At 69.0% G+C, this 24612-nt stretch carries 25 protein-coding genes and 5 pseudogenes; 14 read left to right on the top strand and 16 right to left on the bottom strand.

The window, feature by feature from the left end; translation table 11 throughout:
* Window positions 1-187: 187 nt before the first annotated feature.
* Complete coding sequence (locus ACZ4SA_RS35735; protein WP_468282597.1) at window positions 188-553, bottom strand: hypothetical protein; 366 nt, start codon at window positions 551-553, stop codon at window positions 188-190.
* 352 nt (window positions 554-905) lie between these two features.
* Between ACZ4SA_RS35735 and ACZ4SA_RS35730 the strand changes: the two genes are divergently transcribed.
* Together ACZ4SA_RS35730 and ACZ4SA_RS35725 are read left to right on the top strand one after the other, a co-directional pair.
* The gene (locus tag ACZ4SA_RS35730) at window positions 906-1136 is read left to right on the top strand and encodes a hypothetical protein (protein WP_468282603.1); all 231 of its coding nucleotides are present in this window, start codon (window positions 906-908) and stop codon (window positions 1134-1136) included.
* A pseudogene (locus ACZ4SA_RS35725) lies at window positions 1136-1452 on the top strand (VOC family protein); the annotation flags it as partial. The gene ACZ4SA_RS35730 and the pseudogene ACZ4SA_RS35725, both read left to right, overlap by 1 nt.
* A 187-nt stretch (window positions 1453-1639) precedes the next feature.
* Here ACZ4SA_RS35725 and ACZ4SA_RS35720 read toward each other — a convergent pair.
* On the bottom strand, window positions 1640-2095 hold the full coding sequence (locus tag ACZ4SA_RS35720) for an Lrp/AsnC family transcriptional regulator (RefSeq protein WP_468282594.1): 456 nt from the start codon (window positions 2093-2095) through the stop codon (window positions 1640-1642).
* Window positions 2096-2299: 204 nt separating this feature from the next.
* On the opposite strand from ACZ4SA_RS35720, the gene ACZ4SA_RS35715 reads away from it, so the two are divergent.
* The 3 genes from ACZ4SA_RS35715 (at window position 2300) to ACZ4SA_RS35705 (ending at window position 5627) form a co-directional block, all read left to right on the top strand.
* Window positions 2300-3328, top strand: coding sequence for an asparaginase (locus ACZ4SA_RS35715; protein WP_468282591.1), 1029 nt, complete (start codon window positions 2300-2302; stop codon window positions 3326-3328).
* A gap of 112 nt (window positions 3329-3440) precedes the next feature.
* On the top strand, window positions 3441-4889 hold the full coding sequence (aspA, locus tag ACZ4SA_RS35710; protein WP_468282588.1) for an aspartate ammonia-lyase: 1449 nt from the start codon (window positions 3441-3443) through the stop codon (window positions 4887-4889).
* A 504-nt stretch (window positions 4890-5393) separates the two neighbouring features.
* A complete protein-coding gene (locus ACZ4SA_RS35705) occupies window positions 5394-5627 on the top strand; it encodes a DUF1737 domain-containing protein (protein WP_468282585.1) in 234 nt (77 codons plus the stop codon).
* A gap of 9 nt (window positions 5628-5636) precedes the next feature.
* Here the strand turns inward: ACZ4SA_RS35705 and ACZ4SA_RS35700 are convergent, their stop codons facing one another.
* Both ACZ4SA_RS35700 and ACZ4SA_RS35695 read right to left on the bottom strand, forming a co-directional pair.
* Window positions 5637-5963, bottom strand: coding sequence for a putative quinol monooxygenase (locus ACZ4SA_RS35700; RefSeq protein ID WP_468282582.1), 327 nt, complete (start codon window positions 5961-5963; stop codon window positions 5637-5639).
* A 124-nt stretch (window positions 5964-6087) separates the two neighbouring features.
* The gene (locus tag ACZ4SA_RS35695; protein ID WP_468282579.1) at window positions 6088-6852 is read right to left on the bottom strand and encodes an IclR family transcriptional regulator; all 765 of its coding nucleotides are present in this window, start codon (window positions 6850-6852) and stop codon (window positions 6088-6090) included.
* Between the two features lie 323 nt (window positions 6853-7175).
* Here ACZ4SA_RS35695 and ACZ4SA_RS35690 point away from each other — a divergent pair, with 323 nt between their 5' ends.
* Window positions 7176-7526, top strand: a complete 351-nt coding sequence (locus ACZ4SA_RS35690; RefSeq protein WP_468282576.1) for a beta family protein — start codon at window positions 7176-7178, stop codon at window positions 7524-7526.
* Here ACZ4SA_RS35690 and ACZ4SA_RS35685 read toward each other — a convergent pair.
* Window positions 7470-7925, bottom strand: a complete 456-nt coding sequence (locus ACZ4SA_RS35685; RefSeq protein WP_468282573.1) for an ATP-binding protein — start codon at window positions 7923-7925, stop codon at window positions 7470-7472. The genes ACZ4SA_RS35690 and ACZ4SA_RS35685 overlap by 57 nt on opposite strands.
* 692 nt (window positions 7926-8617) lie before the next feature.
* On the opposite strand from ACZ4SA_RS35685, the gene ACZ4SA_RS35680 reads away from it, so the two are divergent.
* Complete coding sequence (locus ACZ4SA_RS35680; protein WP_468282569.1) at window positions 8618-9244, top strand: GyrI-like domain-containing protein; 627 nt, start codon at window positions 8618-8620, stop codon at window positions 9242-9244.
* Between the two features lie 438 nt (window positions 9245-9682).
* Here ACZ4SA_RS35680 and ACZ4SA_RS35675 read toward each other — a convergent pair whose 3' ends face one another.
* Window positions 9683-10015: a hypothetical protein gene (locus ACZ4SA_RS35675; protein ID WP_468282566.1), complete on the bottom strand. Its 333-nt coding sequence runs from the start codon at window positions 10013-10015 to the stop codon at window positions 9683-9685.
* A gap of 205 nt (window positions 10016-10220) precedes the next feature.
* Between ACZ4SA_RS35675 and ACZ4SA_RS35670 the strand changes: the two genes are divergently transcribed.
* Together ACZ4SA_RS35670 and ACZ4SA_RS35665 are read left to right on the top strand one after the other, a co-directional pair.
* The gene (locus ACZ4SA_RS35670) at window positions 10221-10997 is read left to right on the top strand and encodes a class I SAM-dependent methyltransferase (RefSeq protein ID WP_468282563.1); all 777 of its coding nucleotides are present in this window, start codon (window positions 10221-10223) and stop codon (window positions 10995-10997) included.
* Window positions 10998-11172: 175 nt separating this feature from the next.
* Complete coding sequence (locus tag ACZ4SA_RS35665) at window positions 11173-11799, top strand: hypothetical protein (RefSeq protein ID WP_468282560.1); 627 nt, start codon at window positions 11173-11175, stop codon at window positions 11797-11799.
* 78 nt (window positions 11800-11877) lie between these two features.
* Here the strand turns inward: ACZ4SA_RS35665 and ACZ4SA_RS35660 are convergent, their stop codons facing one another.
* Complete coding sequence (locus ACZ4SA_RS35660; RefSeq protein WP_468282557.1) at window positions 11878-12195, bottom strand: hypothetical protein; 318 nt, start codon at window positions 12193-12195, stop codon at window positions 11878-11880.
* Between the two features lie 1047 nt (window positions 12196-13242).
* Here ACZ4SA_RS35660 and ACZ4SA_RS35655 point away from each other — a divergent pair.
* On the top strand, window positions 13243-14199 hold the full coding sequence (locus tag ACZ4SA_RS35655; protein ID WP_468282554.1) for a helix-turn-helix domain-containing protein: 957 nt from the start codon (window positions 13243-13245) through the stop codon (window positions 14197-14199).
* Complete coding sequence (locus ACZ4SA_RS35650) at window positions 14196-14411, top strand: DUF397 domain-containing protein (RefSeq protein WP_468282551.1); 216 nt, start codon at window positions 14196-14198, stop codon at window positions 14409-14411. Before ACZ4SA_RS35655 ends, ACZ4SA_RS35650 begins: the two co-directional genes overlap by 4 nt.
* Before the next feature lie 492 nt (window positions 14412-14903).
* Here the strand turns inward: ACZ4SA_RS35650 and ACZ4SA_RS35645 are convergent.
* The 3 genes and pseudogenes from ACZ4SA_RS35645 to ACZ4SA_RS35635 form a co-directional block, all read right to left on the bottom strand.
* Window positions 14904-15149: pseudogene (locus ACZ4SA_RS35645) on the bottom strand (IS630 family transposase); the annotation flags it as partial.
* 6 nt (window positions 15150-15155) lie between these two features.
* Window positions 15156-15431: pseudogene (locus tag ACZ4SA_RS35640) on the bottom strand (IS630 family transposase); the annotation flags it as partial.
* A gap of 479 nt (window positions 15432-15910) precedes the next feature.
* Complete coding sequence (locus tag ACZ4SA_RS35635; protein ID WP_468282548.1) at window positions 15911-16447, bottom strand: hypothetical protein; 537 nt, start codon at window positions 16445-16447, stop codon at window positions 15911-15913.
* 577 nt (window positions 16448-17024) lie between these two features.
* Between ACZ4SA_RS35635 and ACZ4SA_RS35630 the strand changes: the two are divergent.
* Window positions 17025-17398, top strand: a pseudogene (locus tag ACZ4SA_RS35630) (transposase); the annotation flags it as partial.
* A 279-nt stretch (window positions 17399-17677) separates the two neighbouring features.
* Complete coding sequence (locus ACZ4SA_RS35625) at window positions 17678-18208, top strand: GNAT family N-acetyltransferase (protein ID WP_468282600.1); 531 nt, start codon at window positions 17678-17680, stop codon at window positions 18206-18208.
* Window positions 18209-18627: 419 nt separating this feature from the next.
* On the opposite strand, the gene ACZ4SA_RS35620 is transcribed toward ACZ4SA_RS35625, so the two are convergent.
* Together ACZ4SA_RS35620 and ACZ4SA_RS35615 are read right to left on the bottom strand one after the other, a co-directional pair.
* Window positions 18628-20394: an MOSC domain-containing protein gene (locus ACZ4SA_RS35620; protein WP_468282545.1), complete on the bottom strand. Its 1767-nt coding sequence runs from the start codon at window positions 20392-20394 to the stop codon at window positions 18628-18630.
* Window positions 20394-21470, bottom strand: a complete 1077-nt coding sequence (locus ACZ4SA_RS35615) for a diaminopropionate ammonia-lyase (RefSeq protein ID WP_468282542.1) — start codon at window positions 21468-21470, stop codon at window positions 20394-20396. Before ACZ4SA_RS35615 ends, ACZ4SA_RS35620 begins: the two co-directional genes overlap by 1 nt.
* A gap of 93 nt (window positions 21471-21563) precedes the next feature.
* On the opposite strand from ACZ4SA_RS35615, the gene ACZ4SA_RS35610 reads away from it, so the two are divergent.
* Entirely contained in the window at window positions 21564-22043 is a 480-nt protein-coding gene (locus ACZ4SA_RS35610) for an Lrp/AsnC family transcriptional regulator (RefSeq protein WP_468282539.1), read from the top strand.
* Window positions 22044-22103: 60 nt separating this feature from the next.
* Here the strand turns inward: ACZ4SA_RS35610 and ACZ4SA_RS35605 are convergent, their stop codons facing one another.
* The 4 genes and pseudogenes from ACZ4SA_RS35605 to ACZ4SA_RS35590 all read right to left on the bottom strand — a co-directional run.
* Window positions 22104-22724, bottom strand: coding sequence for a LysE family transporter (locus ACZ4SA_RS35605; RefSeq protein WP_468282536.1), 621 nt, complete (start codon window positions 22722-22724; stop codon window positions 22104-22106).
* 37 nt (window positions 22725-22761) lie between these two features.
* The gene (locus ACZ4SA_RS35600) at window positions 22762-23574 is read right to left on the bottom strand and encodes a helix-turn-helix domain-containing protein (protein ID WP_468282533.1); all 813 of its coding nucleotides are present in this window, start codon (window positions 23572-23574) and stop codon (window positions 22762-22764) included.
* A gap of 326 nt (window positions 23575-23900) precedes the next feature.
* Window positions 23901-24374, bottom strand: a complete 474-nt coding sequence (locus ACZ4SA_RS35595; protein WP_468282530.1) for a hypothetical protein — start codon at window positions 24372-24374, stop codon at window positions 23901-23903.
* A gap of 149 nt (window positions 24375-24523) precedes the next feature.
* Window positions 24524-24612: pseudogene (locus tag ACZ4SA_RS35590) on the bottom strand (transposase); the annotation flags it as partial.

Below are 24612 nucleotides of genomic sequence, written 5' to 3'. Positions count from 1 at the left end.
CCAACCGGAAACCCGCCCTGCCCGAAACCGAAAACCCACCCCAAAAACAATCACATCGCGTGATCAGAGATCACGCGGTGGATCGAGGCTGAGACTTTGCTGCTTGATTCGCTGCGTCAATGCCGTCATGTCCGCGATCACGGCCGGTGGGGTTGCTGTCCTGTCGTGCGGCCGCACATCTGCCGCTTCAACGTGTTGTCATCAACGCGCTGCAGTTGTGCTGGAGACTGTGGCTGGCGACCACGGCATCGAAGCCCTCTCGAAGAGGAGCAGCACGGGCGAGAAAGATCTGGTCGCGCCCTGCTGTTGTCAGCGGCCGGGTGCGTTCGATGATCATGAATCCGAGCATGCGCTCCATCCTTATGAGTTTGTGTCTGATGCCCTGGGTGCCGAGGGTTCCTTCGGCCGCCGCCAGACTCGGCATGCCGGGCAGGGCACGGATGAGCCGGAGCTTGTCCAGGCCGCTCCCCAATACCAGGACCCGATGGAGGTCGGGCGCCAGAGGCTGGGGCAGCGAGGCAAGCGTCGCCGGGAGGGGACGGTTGAAGTCCATCCAGGTCGGGACTGTTCTTGACGGTGCACCGCTGAGCAAGCCAGCGTCGAGTGACCATTACGGGACGGTCGGAGACTGGCTCGAGGAGGCCGGCATGGATCAGGGCGTTGACGATTACGGTGTTGCTGCAGCCGATGTGCTCTGCGGTCCGAAGATAGGACTGCCCCTGGTCGAGGTAAGGTGCCGGAGGCGTTCGGGGGACAGATCGCCCTTGCGCGGGATGAGGCGCCCTCTGGCGCGTTGTGGCAGCTGTCGCTCTGGGGCGGTTATGCCGCTCAGATCGGCGAAGAGCCGCACGTGTTCTGCTGTCATGTGAAGTCGGGCTGCAGTCTTCGCCGGTGTCTTGTGTGTCGTGATGGTGTCGCGGAAGCGGGTGCGGTCGACGTCGGCTGGTTCCACCCCGGGCCAGGGCGCGGTCACCGGCTCCATTGCAAAGACGTCCAGGCTGCTGGTGTCCAGACAGCGGGCGCGTAGGTTGGTGGTCAGCCGGCCGGACGGGTACAAGGTCCCGGCCGGCGCCCTCGCCGTGACCACGGCACAACAACTCGCCGCGATCGCCGGGCACGACCCCACCCTCCCGTAATCCCCACCAAGATCGACGAGTTATTGATCGGCAGGCCCCTGACCCTGAGGTGCTGGCGCGATTCTGGTGCGAGGTCCTTGACTTCGTCGTGCTCGATCGCGAGGACGACGGCACGCTGGAGATCGGGCCGCGCGAAGGGTTCGGTGGTCCGCAGCCGACGATCATCCTCATTCGCAGGGACGAGCCGGAGCCGGGGATGTCCCGGCTGCACATCGATGTCAACGCCACTGACCGCGACCAGGACGCCGAGCTCGAACGCCTTCTGAAGCTCGGTGCGCGCCCGGCCGACATCGGCCAGACAGGGGAGGAGCAGTGGCGGCCGGCCGGCAGACGCCACTCGCCGCGGGGCGCCGACGACCGATCCGTGGCGGGCACGGAGGTCATCGTTGAGGTTCAGCGCCCCGCGGCAACACCACAGAAGACCGGCCGGCTCGTCTCATGTCGATGGTGCGGCCCGCCCCTTTCGGCGGGCCGGCTGACCCGACATGCCACCGGCAGAGGCGTCAGCCGTCCACCGGCAGGCCACGCGGCTCCTTGATCCGCTTCATGATGATCTGCGAGTTGACCTCGATGACGCCGGACAGCACGGTCAGTTTCTCGATCCACAGTTGCTCGTAGGCGCGCAGATCGGCCACCGCGATGCGCAGCAGGCATCCCGGGCTGCCGAAGAGCCGATAGGCCTCAATGACGTCGGGGATGTCGTGGAGGGCGGCCTCGAACGCCTCGACCACCTCACGGTCGCGCTTGACCTCGATGGAGACGAGTACTTCGAAGCTCCGGCCGACCGCCTCCCGATCGATGACCGCCCGATAGCCCTGGATGACCCCGTCCTGCTCCAGCTGCCGGACGCGGCGCATGCACGGCGAGGGGGTCAGGCCCACCCGCTGCGCCAATTCCTGGTTGCTCAGCCGCCCATCGTTCTGGAGCTCGCGCAAGATTGCCCTGTCGATCTTGTCCATTGCGCAATTATCCACCAGGCAGGCGCCAAGGCAGGGCTGAAGTGGCGATCCTATTGCGCGCCGTAGCTTCTATCATTGCGTTCGACCGCTCCGGTCGCCCGGATCAGCCATGGGGCGCAGTCCGGTCGGAGCCAAGAGTGACGCCGGGCCGCGTGCCCCGTTGGATTCGCCGCCTTGCCGCGGCAGGGACGAGGAGTGGGCACTGTGGGACGAATCGTCGTCATCAGCACCGGTGGGACGATAGCCAGCCGCTGGCAGGGCTCCGGCTTCGCCGCCGACGCGCACGGCCGGGAGGTCATGGCCACCGCCGCGGTACCGGAAGGCGTCACGATCGAGGTCGTCGACCTGTTCAGCGTGAACAGCCCCCGTCTGACCACCGCCCATCAGCTCACCCTGCTGCGTACGGTCCACGAGGTTCTCGCCGACCCCGGCGTGGACGGAATCGTCGTCACCCACGGAACCGACACCCTGGAGGAGTCCGCGTTCCTGGTCGACCTCCACCACGGTGACCCCCGTACGGTCGTCTTCACAGGAGCACAGCTTCCGCTCGACGCAGCCGACGGCGACGGGCCGCGCAACCTCCACGACGCGCTGCTGACTGCCGCCACCACGCGCGGTCTCGGCGTTGTGGTCGTCTTCGACGGCAAGGTGTACCCGGCTCGCGGCACCGTCAAGACGCAGACGCTCGCCCCCGACGCCTTCGGTGACCCGTCCGGTGCCCGTATCGGGCACGTCGGCTTCGGACGCGTCTTCGTGCAGCGGGATCCGCGGCGCCCCGCCGCGCTCGCGTTGCCGGCCATGGCAGGCACTCCGCCCCGCGTCGACATGGTGATGCACCATGCGGATGCCGACCCACTGCTGCTGGAGGCGGCCGTTGACGCCGGGGCCCAGGGAATCGTCCTCGTGGCCACCGGCGCGGGAAACGCGACCCCGGAGATCGCCGAGGCCGTCGCCTCCGCCTCCGCCCGCGGCGTGCTGGTCGCCCTGACCACCCGTGTCCAGGCCGGACCGGTCACCGAGATCTACACCCACGGCGGCGCCGTCGACCTTGTGGCCGCGGGCGCCGTGCCGACGGGAACACTGCGCGCCGGCCAGGCCCGGATCGCCGTGCTCACCGCGCTGCTCGCCGCCACCGACCGGCGGGAACGGGAGCGGGTGCTGCGGCGCACGCTCGGCGAGGCCGTGCCCGCCGACGGCGAACCGGCCGCCGAGCTGGTCCGGGCACGGTCCTGATCCGGCAGAAGGCCCCAGCCCGCCGGACCTCCGTCGCGGCACCCCAAAGCCCCCTCAGCCGCTCCCCACTCACCCCTTCACGCACACACCCGACAGGAGAGTCCGTACCTCCATGGCCACGCACGACCACGCCCACCCCGAGTTCCGCAGCGAGCATGATCTGCTCGGCGACAGGGACGTCCCTGCCGGCGCCTACTACGGCATCCACACCCTGCGGGCCGTGGAGAACTTCCCCATCACCCACACCCCGATCTCGGCCTACCCGGACCTGATCACGGCCCTCGCCGGCGTCAAGCAGGCCGCGGCTCTCGCCAACCGGGAGCTCGGCCTGCTGGACGGGCGCAAGGCGGACGCGATCGTCACCGCCTGCGAGGAGATCCGGGCCGGGAAACTGCACGGCGAGTTCGTGGTCGACGTGATCCAGGGCGGTGCGGGCACCTCCACGAACATGAACGCCAACGAGGTCGTCGCCAACCGCGCCCTGGAACTCATCGGCCACCGCAAGGGCGAGTACGCGCAACTGCACCCGCTGGAGGACGTCAACGCGGGACAGAGCACCAACGACGTCTACCCGACCGCCGTCAAGATCGCCCTCGACTTCTCCGCCCAGCGGCTGCTGGACGCCATGGACGTGCTGCGCGCCGCGTTCGCGGCAAAGGCGCAGGAGTTCGCGGACGTCCTGAAGATGGGTCGCACGCAGCTGCAGGACGCGGTGCCCATGACCCTGGGCCAGGAGTTCGCGACATACGCCATCATGCTGGACGAGGACCACAAGCGCCTCACCGAGGCCCGTGAGCTGATCCGCGAGATCAACCTCGGCGGCACGGCGATCGGCACCGGCCTCAACGCCCACCCCCGGTACGCGGCGCTGGCCGCCCGGCATCTGCGGACCATCACCGGCCTGCCACTGACCGTCGCCGACGACCTCGTCGAAGCCACTCAGGACGCCGGTGCGTTCGTCCAACTGTCCGGTGTGCTGAAGCGGGTCGCCGTCAAACTCTCCAAGACCTGCAACGACCTGCGGCTGCTGTCATGCGGACCGCGCGCCGGTTTCGCCGAGATCAACCTGCCCCCCGTGCAGGCAGGTTCCAGCATCATGCCCGGCAAGGTGAACCCCGTCATCCCTGAAGTGGTCAACCAGATCGCGTTCGAGGTCATCGGCAACGACATGACCGTGACCATGGCCGCCGAGGCAGGCCAGCTCCAGCTCAACGCCTTCGAACCGGTCATCGCCCACAGCCTGCTGAAGAGCCTGAAGCACCTGCAGGCCGGCTGTCTGACACTTGCCGAACGCTGCGTCAGCGGCATCACCGCCAACCACGCGCACCTCGCCCGCGTCGTCGCCCAGTCCATCGGCCTGGCGACCGCTCTGAACCCGCACATCGGCTACGAGCAGGCCACCGCCGTCGCCCAGGAAGCCCTCACCACAGGCCGCAGCGTCCACGACCTCGTCCTCGACAAAGGCCTGCTGACCACGGACGAGCTCCAGCGCATCCTGCTGCCGGACAATCTCGCCCGCCCGCACATCCACGCAACCGAAGAGGCGACACTCGGCGGTTGACGTCTCAGAACGTCCCCAGGACGGCCGGGGAGCAGGGTCGGCCTTCACCCCAGAGACACCATGCACCACCCGTCGTCGCCGCCGTACCGCGTACCTCGCCTCCCACGTCCCCGTCGGACACCGCCGCGGCGTCGTTCAGTGCGAGCCGAGTCGTGGGCGGACGGCGCAGTCATCCAGCAGTACACATGCAAGGAGTCGGACCAGCGGTTGGCCATCGGTCCGGCCGGCGTCGGCGGCCGGCCGCTGGAAACACACCGGTCGTACCAGTGGACGGCGTCGAGGGCAGGCTGGGCGCGACGGCCGCGTGCCGGCTGACCGGCCGATCGAGGGCCACCCACTACCGCCGGCTGCAGCCCCCGCCACCGCGCAGGCCCCGCTCGCCGCAGGTCCATCCCGCGGCCCTCGTAGGCGAAGAGCGGGCGCAGCCCGCCAGTCCCTGCTCGCCTGCCAACCCCGCGGCCAAGGCTCTGGGCGAGGGGAAACTTTACTGAGATCCTTCTCCCCATGAGCACACCACCCGACGGGCTGCCCGTGTACCGCGTACTGACCGGTCCGGACGACGAGTCGTTCTGCCGGCGGGTGAGCGAGGCACTCGGCCTCGGCTACGAACTGCACGAAGGCCCCGCCGTCACCTTCAACGGCGAGCGGGTCGTGGTCGCTCAGGCGCTGCTCTGGCCGACACGGCACCATCCCACCGGGGCCGGGGCCGGGGCCGGGGCCGGGGCCGACGGCGCCTGACGCCGCGGCCTACCGCGCCGGCTTGAGCTCTGCCATCTCGTTCCAGCCCTGGCCCGGGACCTCGACGTTGATGATTTCCGGGGTGGTGGCGATGGCCGTCGCCATCGACTCCATGCCGGCCCGGAAGTGGTCGGAGGCCACATGCGCCGCGCCCGCGTCGGCGTCGGCGAAGGCCTCTAGGAGGGTGAACCTGTGGGGGTCGTCGACGCTGCGCGACCAGTCGTAGAAGAGGTTTCCGGGCTCGGCGCGGGTCGCGCGCGTGAAGTCGTCGACGATCTCGAGCCAGCGGTCGCTGTACTCGGGGCGGACGGTGAACCTGACGGCGATGAAGATCATGCCGTCCACGGTGACGCCACCGACAGCGGCGGACCACTCGCGGCACGCCGTATTCCGGCTCTGCCGGAAAACGACCCTCCGATGCCGGAAAACGGCCGCCTGGTGCCGGAAAACGGCCGCCCGGTCAGAGCGGGGCGGTCGCCGCGGCCCGCGCCAGAGCCGCCCGGATCTCCCCGTGCCGCCGCCGGAAGTCGGCGGTGGGCAGCGACACCGACAACGCCTGCACCATGCCGTCCGGGCCGTCGGGCGGGTGCGGCAGTGTGGTCGCCAGGCAGGTGAACTCCGGGTCCGCCTCGCCCATCGACACCGCGAGACCCTGCCCCCGCACCTTCGCGGCCTCCGCCTCGAATCGTTCGGCCGTCGTGATCGTGCGGTCGGTGAACCGGGCCATGCCGTGCTCGGCCAGATACCGCCGCCGGGCCGCCCTCGGCAGTGCGGCGAGCAGCACCTTGCCGTGCGCGGTGGCGTGCGCCCGGGTCTCGGGTCCGGGCAGAAACGGGTGGGCCAGGTCCGTCACCGGCACCGTGCTGTCGATCATGACGATCCGGCCGTCCCGGTAGGCCGTGAAGTACGCCTCCGCCCCGGTGGCCCGCCGCAGCCGGGGCAGCAGCTCGGCGATCTGCGGCCCGAGCCCCAGGTGCCTCCGGTACGACCGGTGCAGCGCGGCCAGCCGCGGCCCGGGGGCGTAACCGGCACCGGTCCGGACCAGGTGCCCGCGGGCTGTCAGCGGCCCCAGCAGGTGGTACACGGTCGACAGCGAGCATCCCAGCCGCCGGGCCATGGCCTTCGCCCCGACCGGCCCGGGAGCGTCCGCCACGGCGTCGAGGATCTCCAGCGCGCGGTCGACCGACTGCGGTGCGGTTGGGCGTGCGGGGGCGTGGCGGGGCATGGTCACCTTCCTTCCGCGCGTCGCGGAACCTCGGGCCTACGGGCCGGCCTCATCGGGCCTCGAGCCTACGCGGTGCATGGCGTCGGTCGCCCGGCGCAGCCGCTGCGCGGCGGACAGCGCCCAAGGCACCGCGTGGTGCCCCCTCGGTCCTGCGGCACGCGGAGGAACTGGATCAACCGTATACGCGACCTCGGACAACGCGCCCCGTATCCCCGATGACGGGATACTGCCACTGGCCTGAAACTCGCCCTTTCGCCCCGAACTGTCTTCCCCTCACCCTGCGAACAGGTGCGATACCGAGCCATGGCCGTGGGGGAGCCGCGATGGTCGAGCCGCTGTACGTACCCGTCCTGCCGATGCGCCGCTCCGCCGTGACCGCCTACGAGCGACTGCACCCGCAGGTGCGCCGGCACATCGCGCCCCTGTGGAGTGTCCCGCCGCACACCGGCCCCGAGCGCACGCGCGGGGCGCCGCCATCCCTGCACCCGTACCCCGACGACGCCGTGCGGGACCTGCACCGATGGCTCACGCCCCGGGGCCGGCACCTCATCGAGGCGACGGCCGGGCTGTCCGGCCGGGTGGACGCCGCCCACGCGAAGGCGAGAACCGACCGCGCCCTACGGAAGTTCGACGGTCGCCCACACCGTCTTGCCGGGGCCTGCGCTCCGCGGTGAGACACCCCAGTCGGCGGCGAGCGCTTCGACGAGCAGGAGCCCGCGCCCCGACTCCTGCCACCCCGAATCCGGCCGCGTCCCCCGCACGGGACGCTTCTCCGTGCGCGTGTCGGTGACATCGATCCGCAGGCTCACCGGCGTGGCGGCGAGCCGCAGATGGAAGTTCCGCCCGGGCACGTACCCGTGCCGCACGGCGTTCGCCACCAGTTCGGCGGCGATCAGCGTCATGGTCTCGTTGGCGGCCGAGTCGTACGGATGCCCCCAGTCGTGCAGCCGGTGCGATACGAGCTGCCGCGCCAGCCGCGCTCCGCGGGGCGTCGAGGTGAACTGCATCGTGAACTCGTGAGTGGTGGCAGGGTCGTTTACAAGCCCTGCGGGCGGCACGGTCATTGGCCTCATGCCGATCAACCCTCTGCCGTGAAAGCCCCGCTGACCAGCCCGGACGCTCGGACGCCCAAGCGCTGTACGCGATGCCGTGCACCGTGTACCCGACCGGGCGTCAGAAGCGGTGCAGGTCCGGGGCCACAAGAGTCGCCTACATGCTCTGGTGCTGCACCGGGGAGGGCTGTCCGGCGGACCTGACGGACGAACAGAGGTCACTGGCCGAAGAGTTGCTGCCGCCGCCGCGGACCGGCCCGGCGAAACCGGCCGCTGGGTGGCCGCCGGTCCGCGACTGCCATGTCGACGTACGACCTTTTGCTGCAACATTGCCCGCTGCGCAACATGCCCACGTATATTGCGGCCCCGGCCCCGATTGTTGCGGCTGGCAAGGCCGCTGTCGTGTCGGACATGCTCCGAATTCTTTCAGCAGGACGAACTGAACCAGTTCGAGTTCGGCAGAGAACTCAGGCGTTGGTCGTGACCTGGGCTTTCATGGCGCTAGCGATGGGGCAAACATGCGAGCCCCGTAGAGAAGAGGGCCTTCTGCTGCTCGGTGCAGCTGCTCGTCCATGCGGTTGCCGACCGGCCCGTCCCGCCGGGACCGGCCGAAGGCCGCACGCGGGTCACCTGGCCGAGCGCCCCGAGGCCACCGCAGTCTGGACAACCCCGCTGATCCGTCATGGCAATTACTCACCAGGAAGGTACCCGGCGTGACCGCCAAATACGACGTCAAGCGCGAGCTGAAGAAGTGCTACGCGCCCAAGAACACCGTCTGGGAGCTCGTCGACATCCCCGAGCTCCACTTCCTCGCCATCGACGGGCACGGCGACCCGAACACCAGCGCCGCGTACCGCCGCGCGGTCGAGGCGCTCTACGCGGTCGCCTATACCGTCAAGTTCGCGAGCAAGGGCGACCTCGGCAAGGACTTCGTCGTGGGCCCACTTGAGGGACTGTGGTGGGCGGACGACATGGACGACTTCCTGGCCAGGCTCAAGGACAACTGGCGATGGAGACTGCTCCTCAACGTCCCGGACTGGATCACTGGCGACATGATCGAAGACGCCATGCACGCCGCCCTGACCAAGAAGAACCTTGCGGCCATTGAGAACGTTCGGCCAGCGACCTTGCACGAGGGCACCAGCGCCCAGGTCCTCCACATCGGCCCTTACGACGACGAGACACCGATCCTGACCAGGCTGCACCACGAGTACCTACCCGCCAACAACCTGCGGGAGGCGGGGCTGCACCACGAGATCTACCTCAGCGACCCACGCCGGACTGCCCCCGCCAAGCTCAGGACGATTCTGCGGCAACCCGTAGAAGCACAGTCCGGTTGAGTGATGTCGGCGTGTCCAGCGGAGGCCGATGCCCGCGAGCGAGGTCAGAGAACAGCCGCCACGCCGGAGCAATACGACGACCGTGAGAGCAACGACCCGAACGAGCGGGTGCCGTGCTTCGGTCCGGATTCGCCTCGCCGAGTGCGCGTGGCCGGAAGCGGTGCCGGGTGGCCTGATACAGGGCGGTCATGGCCGCGGTGATCGTTCGTCACGGCCTATACATTCGCGGCACGGCCCCGCTCTGACCAGTAGCAACCCGCCGACAGAGGTGCGGTGTACCCCGGACCGGCCGGTCGCCGAACTCGAGCTCCGCCACCGGCTGCGGGCCCGCGCCGAAGACCGGATACGGGCCGCCCGCGCGACCGGCCTGCGCAGTCAGCTCCTTTGCGCCCCGGGGACAGGGTGACGCTGCCCGCGAGCATCTCGCTCATGCCGGCATCACGGCACCGTGAACCAGCAGATGTCACCAGAATCGGGCAGGCGGGAATGCTGCTCGACATCTGCTCTGATGCGCGTCAGAACCTGAGCCTTGTCCCATGGCCAGGGCACAAAGGGGTCCTTCGTCGACTCCGTCAGATCGCCGGCTCGTGCTCCCGCGTCATACAGGTCGCCGACGATCCGCAGGAGCAACGCCAGCTGCTCCTGGAACGACGCGCCGCGCCCGAGGAGGGTGCCCACAGAGCCGCTGATGACGGAGAATCCCAGCCAGTCGTCCTCGGCGTACTGGGTCAGATATTCCAGCTCGCGGCGGTATGCATCCTGGTTCACCATGACTCAGTCCCCGTGCTGCGGTATGTGGAAGTGGCTTCGTTCATGTTCAGCAGCAGCGTTTGTCGATGAGTTTCAGCAGCAGTTGGCGATCAGCGCGCTCGCAGATGTTCACGAGAAATGACGGCACTGTCGTCAGTGAGAGCGTTCGCGCCGATCACGGGGGTGACCAGCGCCTCCGGGCAACCAGGCACGGTAATCTCGGGCCATGCCCGAGACATCAGTGGCGCACTTCTACGACGAACTGGCCGACGACTACCACCTGATCTACTCAGACTGGGACGCGAGCATCCGTCGGCAGGGGGACGCTCTGGACGCCCTGATCGGCCAGGATCGCGCGGCGGTGCTCGACTGTTCCTGCGGCATCGGCACGCAGGCCATCGGCCTGGCGCTGCGCGGGCACCGCGTCACCGGGACAGACCTCAGCCCCCGCGCCGCCGCCCGCGCTGCCCGTGAGGCCGCCTGCCGGAGCCTGAGCCTGCACACGGCCGCCGCCGACATGCGACGCCTCCCGTTTCCCGATGGACAGTTCGACACCGTCGTCTGCGCCGACAACTCGCTGCCTCACCTGCTGACAGAACAGGATGTGCACGCCGCCCTGGCCGAGATGCGCCGCGTGTCGCGTCCCGCTGGCCTGCTGCTGGTCAGCACGCGCCCCTACGAAGACCTGCTGCGCGACCGCCCCACGTCGACGCCTCCACAAGTCCACCGGATCGCCGACTGCGCCGACAACGGAGAACGGACAGTCACCTTCCAGCTCTGGCACTGGCACGACGACGGCGAGCACTACGACTTGGAGCACTTCCAACTCCTTCCGACAGGCGGAGAATGGCGCGTCCAGGTCCGCCGGACCACCTACTGGGCACTCGGCCAGGACCGGCTGGCCGCCCTCGCAGCCGAGGCCGGGTTTGTCGACCCCGGCTGGCGGATGCCGCAGGAGACAGGCTTCTTCCAGCCACTGCTCGTGGCCCGCGTCGGCGAGTAGGTGATTCCACCGCCCGACTCGACCGCCGCCCGTGAGGGCGGCGGTCGAGTCGGGGCCGGCAGGTGTCAGCCGACCTTGGCGTAGCGGACCTTCGTCCGTGGAACCCCGCCCAGGGTCCGCAGTGCGTGGACGTGGCCTTCGAAGAAGGCTTCCTGGCCGCAGGAGGCAACACGCGGTGGACAGCCTTGCCCGAATACGACAGCCGGAAAGAGAACAGGTAGCAGGTCACCAGCTCGCCGGCCAGCCGCACGGTCACGTCACCGAAGTCGACCTCCGCCTCATGGCCGGGCAGGTGGTTCTGCGGGACGAACGCCTCCAGGGGAGCTTTGCCCGACTCGACAAGGATCTCGGGCTTTCGGCTGGCGACGTAGTAGCGCACCACCCCGTGGGAGACGTCCGCCCCGTGCTCCTCGACCAGCCGGTGGAAGATCCGGGTGACTGTGTCCCGCTGCTTGCGCGGCGCGTCCAGATCCGCCCGCAGAATCTCGTCGATCACCGGCTCGTACGGATCCAGCGTGGTGCCTCGTGGAGGCAGCGCGGCTCCGGCCAGGAAGAATCCAGTGCCTTGCGCACGGTCCGCCACGTCACGCCGTGCTTGCGCTCAAGCTCCCGCGTCGACATGCCGCCGCGATGGTCACGCCGGATCGCCGCGTACAGCTCGACCTTCGACATCTGCGGCATGTCCAGCACCTTTCACCAAGAGCATCCCGATGCTGCCCTGGCAAGAGCCGCCATGCCTCCCAAACTCATCAACATCACCCGACCGTGGATCGGGGCGCCTCCCAAACCCATCGACAAGTGACGTCACTACTGCTCGATAAAGCCACCTGCCCATGGCGCGCTGTGCCCGGACGGCCGGTGCAGACAGTGGCGTTGCCACTCAGGGGACGTCAGTGGAGTAGGGGCGTACGACGATCAGACGCGCGATGTAACTCGGGGTGTCGTCGTCGCTACCGGTGAGGGTGAAGTCGTAAGTGCCGGACGGGGCTCGGTCGGGGATCACGGCTGCGCCGAGCAGGTGGCCTTGGCTGTCGGCGGGGAACGTGCCCAGGTCCCACGAGCGGCCGGTGCCCGTGGTGTCTGCCCGGCCGGTCCGCATGTCGCGGACGCGGGTCAGTTCCGCCGTGACACGCTCGCCCGCGTCGAACCTGCCGGTGAAGGTCAGGGTCGCGCCGGCCGCCAGGGCACGGGCGCTCACCGTGCAGAACGGCTCACCCGCCGGCGGAGGAGTATTGTCGACTCCGCCGCCTCCGCCGTCGCCGTTCACGCAGCAGGTACCCCCACCCTCGCCAGGGGCCGGCGGAGCCTCGACTCCGCCGCCAGCGGTGTCGCAGGCAGGCGGCGGAGTGCAGTCCGAGTCGCCGCTGCCGGGTTCGCAGGGGTCGGGGTCCGTGAAGGCGCCATGGTCCGAAACGACCGTGGCAACACCGGGGTGGGCCCCCAATGCTGCACCGGGAGCACCGGTCACCGCCAAAGCCGTGAGAACGGATACCGCAGTCAGCCTGCCAAGCCTGCTCATGAAGCTCCCCTGTCTCGCCCCTGTCGTCAACAGCAGAAACGATCAGCGGCGCCGCTTCCTCCGATGGCAGCCCGACACGCCCACCCGGACTGGCCACGGGCCCGGCATTCACCCAGGTGCCGGTGAGCGGGCCACGGCCCCGGCCCTGCCTCACTTGCCTGTTGGGCCGTTTACACACTGACCTGCAAAGAGACCGTCCGGCCCCGAGATTAACGGCCGCGCTCCGGGCGACCGAGTTGTTTGCGGCTGTTCGGCGTGACGGCCCCGCGCTTGGTCGTCGGAGGCTGCACGGTCCGGCAGCCAGCACCGAGCGCCCCATCCGACCCGCGAGGCCACACAGCCCTCTGAGCGCCCGGCAGGCCGTGTGGTGCGAAATCGGGCCCGGAAGCGCCGTACGCCAGACCCTCGAAGGGCACGAGAGTGCACGGAAGCGCGGCAAGACCATCGGCGGCGCGGGCGTCACCCGGATTCGTACGTCGGGCTACGAGCCGGCCGACGACGCACTTGAGAGCCGGGGCCCGGGCTTCGGTGTCGCGCGATGGGGTGGTTTGGGGGCTTCGCGGGCGAACTGGGGTGTGGGGTGCGTACCGTTGACCGGGCCGGGCTTCTTGGTGGGGTGTGAGGCGGTACGGGGGCGTGTGTACGCGGGGGCCGGGTGGCTGCACGCGGGGTGAGGCGTGACGGGGTGACAGCCGGCGGCGTTGCATGCGGGAGGTGGTGGTTCGGATGACCATTGAGGACGAGCAGGGGCTCGGTGTCGGGGACGAGTACGTGGAGGGGCGGGGATCGGGGCAGGGGGCCGGTTACGCGGACGACGGTGGCGGGGGTGCCGGCGGTGAGGGGGACGGGTACGGCGGCAACCTGTCTGGGGCGGGGGAGCGGGGAGCCGGGTCGGGCATCCTGCACGTGTTCGGGCGGCAGTTGAAGCGGTTCCGGGAGTGGGCGGAGATCGACCGGGCGGCGTTCGGCGCGATGACGGGCTACTCGGCGTCGACGATCGCGAGCTACGAGCAGGGGCGGCGCATCCCGGGCCCCAAGTTCATCGACCAGGCGGACGGGCTGCTGGGCGCGCGGGGCGTGTTGCAGGAGATGAAGGAGGAGGTCGCGCGGGCGCAGTACCCGGCGTTCTTCCGCGATGCGGCGAAGTTGGAGACGGAGGCCGTCGAACTTCACGTGTACGCGAACCAGGCAGTGCCGGGACTGTTGCAGACAGAGGAGTACGCGCGTGCCGTGTTCACGATGCGCAGGCCGCTGTTGACCGATGAGACGATCGAGGAACGGGTCGCGCTTCGACTTGCCCGACACGAAATCTTCGCACGGAAGCCGCTGCCGACCCTCAGCTTCGTCGTCGAAGAGTCAGTGCTGAGGCGGCCTTTGGGCGGAGACGGTGTGATGCGGGGCCAGTTTGAGCAACTTCTACTGGATGGGGAGCGGCGTAACGTCGCGATTCAGGTGATGCCAACCCGGCGGGAGGATCACGCCGGACTGGCTGGACCGTTCACCTTGATCGAGACGAGAGAAGCGCGGAGGATCGCCTACGTGGAGGCATACAAGCACAGCCGTCTCTACACGGACCGGAGGACTGTGCGCGAGCTCGAAGAGCAGTACGGTCTCCTCCGGGCCCAGGCGCTGACACCGCGCGAATCGCTGGACCTCATCGAGAAGTTGCTTGGAGAAACATGAACGTCGAAGAGTCTGTGCCGACAGCGCCCGAGCTGGCGTGGTTCAAGAGCAGCTACAGCAGCGGCGAGGGCGGCGAGTGCGTCGAGGTGGCCGCCTGCCCTGGTGTGGTGCACGTGCGCGACTCGAAGGACACTGCTGTTCCGAAGTTGACCGTTCGGTCGCAAGCGTGGCACGCCTTCGTCGGGTTTGCAGCGGGGAGCCGTGCCGTGTAGGCACGGGGTCGGCTTGGCGTGAGGCGGTTCCCGAGGTGTGGGGGAGCCGCCCCACGTGCGTTGCGTCAGACTTCCATCGGGGCGAGCTCAGGCCGGGACCAACGGCTGGCGGCGACCTCCGAGTCAAGCCGCGCTTGGAAGTGTGCGTGAGCGGCCCTCATCTCGATCTCCCGGTCGGCCTTATAGAACGGGGCCGTGTAGCCCAGGGGAGGTCGGTTCGTCTTTGGCCGTTCTAGGGCGTGTTTCGAAAGTAGCGTCGTCCGCCCGCAGGGCGGGGTCCGCGGCGTCTGGTGCGTGCAATCGCAAGGCGGAGGATCATCCTCGTACTGGACGTACCTGGATGACTCCGACAACGCAGCGAGTGTGCGTGCCAGGCGTCGTGGGCCAGGCGGGACTTTCGAAACACGCCCTAGCGCGTCAACTCCGCGCGCTCAGCCTCCGTGAGGACCAGGTCCGGCTTGCGCCGGCCCGGCCGCGGCTCGTCGGCCAGACGCCGTCGGCGATGTTGAAGGCGGCGAATAGGCTGGTGATGCCGTGCCGGTAGTAGTCGTGGGTGCGCCGCTCGGGCATCCCCGGCATCATCGGCAGTACGGGCTGGGACCGGTCCAGTGCCTGGATTTGGCTCCTCTCATCCACGCACAGCACCACCGCCTTCTCGGGCGGATGGTGGTACAGGCCGACGACGTCGACGACCTTCGCGATGAACTGCGGGTCGGTGGAGAGTTTGAAGGCGTCCTGGAGATGGACGGCGGCGTCGATGACCTTCAGGAAGCGGAGGAACTCCTGGTGGCGGTGGCGGCGGTAATGCTGGGCGATGGCCGCCCCGGAGGCGATGTCCAGGGCGGCGAACAGGCTGGTCGTGCCGTGCCGGACGTAGTCGTGGGTCATCCTCGCCGGCGTGGTCGGCGCCATCGGCAGCACGGGCTGGGTCCGGTCCAGGGCCTGTATCTGCGACTTCTCGTCCACCGCCAGGACCAGGGCGTTCTCCGGCGGCGACAGGTAAATACCCACCACGCTTCTCCGTGCGGGTGTCGGTGACGTCGATCCGCAGGCTCACCGGCGTGGCGGCGAGCCGCAGATGGAAGTCCCGCCCGGGCACGTGCCCGTGACACACGGCGTTGGCATCCAGCTCGGCCGCGATCAGCGTCACGGTCTCGTTGGCGGCCGAGTCGTACGGGTGCCCCCACTCGTGCAGCCGGTGCGACACGAGCCGCCGCGCGAGCCTCGCCCCGCGGGGCGTCGAGGTGAACTGCATCGTGAACTCGTGGGTGGTGGCGAGGTCGTGAACAAGCCCGGCGGGCGGCACGGTCATTGGCCTCATGCCGATCAACCCTGCTGCTGCGAAAGCGCCGTCGACCAGCCTCGAGCGCTGACTTCCACTCGGTGCACGCAAGGCCGCGCGCCGTGTACCCGACCGAGTGTCACGAGTCGCGTAGGCACGGGCACCAGGGAGGGCCCGGCGCGTTGCTGCAACAGCCCGGGCCGCCAGGGCGGTGTGTTCAGGAAGCCGGTGCGGGCGCGAGCTGCCACTCCCCGGAATGGCCGGGCGGGAGGGCGAGGTCACGCCGGACGACCGCGTAATACCTCTCGCACGCGGTGCGCTGGCGCTCGAGCATGGCCGACCACTTCTCCGGGTCGGCGGTCCGTTCGCGCAGGAACGCTTCCATGTCCATCACCACGACGACCCATTCGCGGGCCTTCTCCACCACGTCGGGGCTGCCGAGCATCAACAGCGCCTCTCCGGACGGATCCCGGGCGTCCGTGGCCTCGGCAAGCTGAGGCGCCGCCTCCTCGGGTGACATCGGATGCGGATGGGGGTCGTTGCCGAAGTGGGCAGCGAGCCGGTAGGCCAGGGTGACACTCTTCTTCAGCGACCTGGCGTAGTCGGCGTAGACCGTAAGCCGCCGTTCCTCCCAGCGGGCCGCCTGCTCGCGGCGGAAGCGGGCTGCGTCGCCCCGGGTGATCGCCAGGTACGAGCCGAGGGCACCGATCACCACGCCGATCAGGGCAGGCAGTTGTTGTATGAACGTGGACATGGCCACACGGTATAGCTCCTGTCACCCAGGCCCGGCTACGGTTCCGCCTCGCGCACGACACGGCCGGTGGCTTTCTGCCTCGACCGGTGCCTACCGGTGTGAGGTCTCGGCCACGTCGACCACGTCGGAGCCCTCGCGGCGGATCCGCTCGACCTCCCAGGCGCCGAGTGGCTCGAGCGCTTTGGTTACCACGTGGACGCGGTTGCGGTTTCTGCGATGACGGACCGGGCGGCGTCGAGTTGCCGGGGTCGCAGTGCTTGACCGAACCGCTGCGCGCCAGGTCGAACTCCTTTGCCGGGACCCTGCCGTGCGAAAACCGGTCTGAACTCTGCGCAGGTACGACAGCGCGAGGACCACCCCCAAGAGAGACCCGGAACGGGTCTACAGGTACGGCACGACGCTCGTTGACCCCGACCACGAGGCAGATGGATACTCCAGCGAGATGCCTTCGGGAGTGTGCTTGGTGTCCCCTCCCGTGCCCCCTCGCCTATGCGAATTCGAAGTACCGGGCCAATCCACGTACCCGGTCTTGCTGTTCCGGCTGCAAACGCACGAACTCGTCGGGGCTGCGGGCATGCGCCTCCTGCTCACCCACCCCGACCACCTCCGGGCCAAGGGCACAAGCCTCCTCGCCGAGCTCACCACAGCCTGCCCTGAGATGACCCAACTAGCCTCCCTCACCAGCGAGTTCGCCCAGCTCCTCACGCCCAGCGCAGGCAACGACGAGAAACTCACCGCGTCGATCGCGAGCGTCCGCACGGCCCAGCTGCTCTACCTCCACGCCTTCACCGACGGCCCCGAACTCGACCGCGTAGCCGTCGACGCGGCCTCACCCTTCCGCACCACAACGGCCGAACCGAAGGCGTCAACACCCGCACCAAACGGATCACGAGGCAGATGCACGGCCGCGCGGGCTTCGACCTTCTCCGGCACCGCATCCTCCTGCAGTGACCGTCACCCTCGTTACCACCGATTACGGGACAGAGCCGAACGATTTACAGTCCCTGCAGCGGAGTCGTGCAGGAGGACACGGTGGCTTCACAGTCGAGCGGTCTGTTCCCCATCGCCGAGGCCGCACACCATGCCAAGGGCCGCCAGAAGGTACACGGCCTCGCCCGCTACGTCTCGCACGTCTGGGAAGCCGCCGCCATTGTCGGGGACGACGGTGGGTGGCGTCTGCCGAGGAAAGTGGTTTGCCGCCGGGGTGTCGCGTGGGTAGCGTCGCCGCTCGTGACTTCGACTCTGCGTACCGAACGTCTGCTCCTTGAGCAGTACGTCCCTGAGGATGAGGAGAGCTTCGTCGCCTTGTTCCAGGACACAAGGGTGTCTCGATGGTTGGGTGACGGCCCTTCTACCGAAGCGGACGACAGGGCCCTGTTCGGACGGATCTTCACGAAGGTCTATGCGGAGGATCTGTTCCACGTCTGGGCTGTTCGTCGGGACGGACGTCTGGTCGGGCATGCTGAGATCAAGCCGACTGACGTGGTCGAGGGCTACGAGATCGTCTATGCCTTGTCCCCTGAGCTGTGGGGATTGGGCCTGGGTCTCGAGTTGGCAGAGGCGATCGTCACCTACGGTTTCGACACCCTTGGACTGACCGAGGTGCACGCCACCGTGGCCGTATCGAACAAGCCTTCACTGGCTGTGCTGGACAAGATCGGTTTCGAGCATGTCCGGGACATCACAGAGGGCGATGGCAGTACGACCCGGGTACTGACCCACTGCCTGGCTGCGACCGACAGGACCGCACGGCCCAGGTGAGCCTCACAACTCACTCAGCCCGTGCGGCCCTCCCCACGTCAAGACTCGGTGGATGGGCAGTCCTCCTGGTGGTGTGCTCACGATGAGAAGGAACACACCCGCCTGACCCTCTACCAGGTCCTCGATGTCCACCAGGACCTGCTGAGGTGCTGGCCCGGTACCTGCACCACCTGCGGCCGCCCCTGCCCACCCCGCGACACCGGCACGGACAGCCCACAACCTAACGGAGCACTGGCTGCTGGCGTACGCCTCCGCGGGCGACACCGAGGAGATCGAGCGGCTGAACCGGTACGGCTTCCACGAGCTGTCCCGTATGGCGCGGGGGTGGGAGCACCAGGCCGGCTGACGGTCGGCCGGGGCCGGCTCATACGGGCCGGCCCCGTACGCGGGACGGGACGATGGCGGCGGCACCGCCTGGTTCAGCACTGAATGGTCAGATCGCTGGTGGGAACCGCGCTGCACAGAAGGACCGAACCCCGGGGCGTGACCGCGAGGGGTTCCGACAGGTAGGCGATGGTGCCGGCGGACACGGTCTGCAAGCAGGCACGGCAGGCACCGCTCCGGCAGGCGGCACGTGGCTGAAGTCCCTGCGCCTCGGCCAGGTCGAGCAGGCTTCCGGAGTCGGGGTCCCAGCGTGCCCGGACGCCGCTGGCGGCGAAGTGGACAGTGAAGGGGCCGGGTGTGAGAGCCTTCGCGGCGTTCACGCGAGCCACGCCGGGGGAGGTGAACAGCTCGTAGTGGATCAGGCCGGGGTCGGCGCCGGCCTCGACGAGTGCCGTCTTGGCCTGGTGCATGAAGGCGGGGGGACCGCACAGGTAGGCCGCGGCGAAATGGCCCTCGTCCGCGAGGACACCGGGGCCAACCCTTCCTTCCGTGGCACCGTACGCCGTGAGGTCGCCCGCTTCCGGCCGACTGAGGAGCAGCCGCGCCACGCCGTTTGGCAGCCGCCGCACCAGTTCCTCGGCCTCCTGCCACAGCGCCAGAGCGTGTCCGTCACGGGCGCCGTGGAGGAGAGTGACCCGGCGGGAGGCACCGCGTTCGACGCACGCCCTGAGCATCGCGACCATTGGGGTGATCCCGATGCCGGCGCTGACCAGCAGCAGCGGGCCGTCTCCGGACCCGGGCAGGGTCATGTCGCCGAAGGGTCCGCTGATCAGTACGGGATCAGCGGCGGAATGGAGCAGGGCCGACATACGGCCCTGCCGCTTGACACTGATGCGCAGGCGGTCGCCCTCGGCCGCGGACACCGTGTAGGAGCGCCACAACGGCCCCGTCTCGTCACGGCCGTGCACACGCACATGCTGGCCGGGAAGCGGTGCTTGGCGCCGGTCCGCCAGCGGGTCGCGCAACCACAGGCTCACCACGTCGCGGCTCTCCCGGGAGCGGGACACGATCTGTGCCGGCCGGGGCCACCCCGCAGGGCCGGGAACCGTCTCCACGTCGTTGGCACCACGGCTCTCACCCAGGTCGACCAGCGGGTCCCCCAGCGCCAGCGGACCATCGCTGACAACCTTGGCGTAGACGCCGCAGAACACGTGCCCGAACTGCCGTCCGAGCAGGAGCGGTACATTCACGTCGACGACCGCGGTGGTCGGGTTGACCGAGGTCGCCCTGCACCTCTCGATGGGCCGCAACACGTCGAGCTCGGTCTCGCCGATTCTGATCCGGCGTCCGACCAGGCTGAGTTCCTCCCAGGCGGGCATGCCGCGCAGGTAGAGGTTGCCTCGGAAGCGCAAAGGGTCGAGCGATTGACCCGCGGTGGCCGACAGGGCCCGGACCGTCTCCAGGTTGATCAGGGAGACGTGGGCGTCCTCGTGGTCCCAGTAGCCGGCGGATGCCCGGACGAGCCGGGGAGACACGGACGGGAACCACCTGGAAAGCACCGTGTCGGCGGACGCTGGATCGTCGATCGCGAGCGTGAGTCCCTCCCCGTCCGGCCCGACCAGAGTCAGATCGCTCTCGCCGCCGGCTACGCGGAACCGCGGAAGATCGGAGTTGGTCGTCAGCCGGACGAACGCCTCGCAGCGGGTCCAGCCGCCTTCCGGGGCCAGGGGGACGCGGCCGTCCGCAAGGGCGAGAGACCTGTCGCCGGGCAGGCCGCTGCCGACCTGGAGCACCGTCCGGTTCAGGTCCTGGCCGGCGAAGCCCTTCAGCGGGTAGCGCACCAGCCGTGCGAGTCGGGGCATCACAACTCCCCTTCGGTGCCGATGACGAGGACGTGGGAGTCTGCTCCCAGGCCGAGCGCGGAGCGCACAGCGGGTTCCAGCGTCAGCAGGCCCGCTGCTCCGCCTGCGCCGCAGGCGGAGACCCGGACGCCTTCGGCAGCCAGGAGGCGCGCGGCGGCCTCGGCCTCTTCGTCGGTGACGGTGACGAAGGCATCCGCCAGGCGGGACAGCAGCTGCCAGGCAAGCAGGGACGGCTCGCGGCAGTCCAGACGTCCGAGCGCGGTCGGTCCGCCCTGGACCCGCACCGGCCGTCCTTCACGCGCGCTCACCAGCAGGCACGGGGCGGCCTGCGGTTCGACGACCACGATCCGTGGCCGCTCTCCCCAGCGATCCCGAGCATAGGCGGCGGCCGCGCCGGCCAGTCCGCCCACTCCCGCCTGGACGAATATGTGAGTGGGAGGGTCGAGGATCTCCTCGAACAGCACCGTGTAGCCGCGCATGACGTCGATCGGGAAACTGGTGTATCCCTCCCAGGAGCTGTCGGAGACCAGACGCCAGCCGTGCTTCTCGGTGGCCTCTCGGGCCGCGGCCATGCTCTGCTCGTAGTCGCGTCCACTACGCCGCACCTCTGCTCCGAGCGAGCGGAGCTCGCGGGCGAACTGCTCGGGGACGCCTTCGCCGAGGAACACGACCATGGTGCCGCCGAGTTCGCGTACTCCCGTTGTTACGGAAAGACCGTGGTTGCCGGCGCTCGCACAGACGAATGGAGTGCGCGCGGCAGCGGCACGGATCTCCTCCTCCGTGACGTGCGGGCCGTAGAGCTGCTCGGCCTCGGCACGCACCAGCCGGGCGACCGCATATATGCCGCCTAGAGCCTTGAAGCTGCTCAGACCCATGCGTTCGCTCTCGTCCTTGAGCTGGATCGAGGCGACGCCCGCCGTGCCGGCCAGAGCGGGCAGCGAACGCATCGGGGTGGGGCAGTAGGACGGACGGCGGTGGAAGTAGGCGCGAGCAGAGGCAGCGTGATCGACACCGACCAGCTCGCGTTCCGCCGGGGTGTAGGCGTCTCGGGCCGTGTTCAGCCAGTTCTTCATCATGGCGAAAACCCTAGAAGGGCCATGTGCGGCTGATCAGCAAACAGTTGGCAGGATCCGCGGGCAAGCCGCGTGATCCTGCCCTATCGTGCGGCCATGCGCACACCCAGTCTTGATCAGCTCGACTACTCCATTCTCCGGCGCCTGCAACGGGACGCCCGCACGATCGCCGAGTCCATCGCTGCCGAAGTCGGTATGTCCACGGCCGCGGTTCAGCGGCGCATCAAGCGGCTCCGTGAGACCGGCGTGATCAAGCGCGAAGTGGCGATACTCGATTCCAAGGCGCTCGGATTGTCGATGACATTCATCGTCGAGGTGGAGATGGAGCGCGAGAGGTCGGACGTACTCGACGCCTTCCGCTACCAGATGGACGCCGACGACAACGTCCAGCAGTGCTACTACGTCACGGGAGCCTACGACTTCATACTGGTCGTAACCGCTCGGGACATGGAGGACTTCGAGCAGTTCACCCAGCGGACCTTCTTCGACAACGCCCATGTGCGGCGGTTCTCCACCAGCATCGTCATGCGCCCGGTCAAGGTGGGCCTGACGTTGCCGCTCTCCACGCAGACATAGCGTAGGCCGCCCGTGGCTGGTACCCCTCCCGAGTCATCAGTCCCGATGGCCGGTATGTCGTCACATGAGTCGGCCCAGCTGGAGGATCGCGAAGACCAGGAGCGAGACACCGCAGCAGGCCTCGAGCACACGCACGGCCAGTGGCGGCAGCGCCCTGCGTAGCACCACGATGAGTCCCGCCGAGATCAGGCACCACAGCATTGAGGAGGTCATAAACCCGGCAAAGAAGACGCTCAGCTCCGCCGCGTCGGTCTGGCCCAGCACGGAGCTCACCCCGCCGGCCGCCCCCGACCAGTAGACGACGTTCCAGGGGTTTGCCAACGACATGCCCGCCCCCACGGCCATGGCCTTGCGGTCTCGTGTGCCGTACGCCTCCGCCAGCGGATCCGGCCCCTTCCGCACGAGCGCGTCGCGTAGGCCCGCCACCCCCAACCCGGCCAGCAGCAAGCACCCTGCCACCGTGAGAGGCACGCGCAAGGCCGGCTCCGCGAACAACGCCCCCACCCCCGCCAGGCCGAGCACCGCCCAGACGGCGTCGCCCACCAGCGAGCCGGCCTGAACCGCGAAGGCCGGGCCGAACCCGCCACGGATCCCGCGCCGCAGCGACTCGCTGAACACCGCGCCCGGCGCCGCGTTGAACACCAGCCCCAACCACAGAGCCACCATGAAGATCTCGGTCATGGCAGCCACTCTGGCCGGGTTGGGCCGTGCGGTCTTGTCAGATGTTGATCTGGGACAGCCGACGGTATCTGCCCGGTGTGATGGCATAGGCTGCGGCGAAGTGACGGTGGAAATGTGCCTGATCGGCGAAGCCGAGCACGTGCGCGACATCGGCGACGGGCTCGCCCTTGCGCAGCCGGCGCCGCGCCTCGGCCAACCGGGCCGACAGATGCCAGGCGTAGGGCGGGGTGCCGGTGGCGCGGGTGAACGTCCGGATCAGATGCTCCCGCGACATCCCAGCCTGATCGGCCAGCGCGGCCAGCGGGGGCGTGCCGGACAGGTCGGCGCGGAGCCGGTCGAGCACCGCGGCGATTCGGGCGTCAGCGGGCTCTGGGGCACGCGTGCGCCGCCCTGCAGCCAGGTCGAGCAGCCGCGACAGCACGAGCACCAGCCGCTCCTGGACCAGGACGGCGGATTCGGCCGGCGGAAGGTGCCCGTCCGCCGCTCGCTCGCGCAAGGCTCTGGCGGCGGCGAGGAATTCGCCACGTAGGTGTGGAGAGCGGACGACGGGCCGTTCGAAGTCGACCGGGGCCTCGCCAGTCGACGATTCCACCGTCGTCGACGGGACGTACCAGCTCACGGCCGCGAAGGACGTGTCGGGCGGGATCTGGGTGGTGCTCGACTGGACCTGACCGGGGTTGTAGAGGGTGACCTCGTCCAGGCTCACGTCGAACGAGGTGTGATCCAGCCGGACCCGCTCCAGGCCGCAGAGGTTGACGCTGATCACGTACTCGTCGTGACTGTGCCGCGGGAACCCGCCCGACGGGGGACGCACTACCGTCAGCTGACCTCCGCCCTCCATGACCTGCATTCGTAGAGGCTACGGCAGGCCGCGGGCGTGGCGGGATGGGCGTAGGAGCCCTGTTCGATCATGCAAGCTCGCTGATCGGTACGACAACGGCTTCTCATCTTGACTCTGTCGGGATCTTGCAGTCCCTCGTTGACGGGGCGCGGACCGGACACGGCCGGCACTGGCTCTTCGTGAACCGGGCCACGATCAGCGGGCTCGTGGTGGGAGGAGGTCGGGCAGGGACCGCGCCTCCTTTCCGTGTCGGCTGAAGGGCCGCGGCGGAAGGCGTCGGTGGAGACCTGCGGCGACGTCGCGAGAGGCGGCTACCGGCGGGCCGATGTGCCGCGCTACGCGTGGGGCCTGACGTCGCCCTCCGTGGTGTGCTGCCATGTCGCCTTCCTCTGGGAACCGGGGCGCAGGGCGAAGAGGGACCAGATGGTCGCCCCCGTCAATGCGGCCGTGGCCATGGCACCCAGGACCAGGGGCTCAGGCTGCCATCCGAGCGATAGCCGGGTTCCGAGCGCGATGAGTACCGCGGCGACCCGGCCCGGTGCGTAGACCGGCACCCGGGCGGCCGTGGCCCTCAGTACGGTGGCCGCTGCCAGGCCGGTGCCGGTCCAGGCTGCCAGATAGGGCCACACCGGCCCGGTTGCGGCGCTGGGCAGGCCGTACTCCGCCGGGCCGAATCGGAACAGGGCGGTGGCCCAGCCCAGGCCCACACCGAGAGCGGTGATGCCCAGCACCCATACGGTATGGCGCCACAGCGGGCCGGGCCTCACGGCCTCGTCGTCGGCGATGGAAGGGTCGAGGAATTCGATCACACCCGGAGGACGCTGCCTGCCTGCCCCGGGTTGCCTGGCGAGAAAATGCTATGCCCGCTGTCTGCCGAGGCGCCACCGATCCCACCATCGCACTCCGCGCCGACTCCACGACCGGTCGTGTCCCTTGGTGTGGTGTAGCTGATCATGACGCCCAGGACCTCACGGCCGCCGTCCTCGGTGACGCCGGTGGCGATGACGACGGCCTGGGAGACGATCTGGTGGTTCACGCGCGCCTTGA

Source organism: Streptomyces sp. NPDC027962 (genome assembly GCF_055566095.1).
This window is presented reverse-complemented; position numbering and strand designations above follow the sequence as displayed.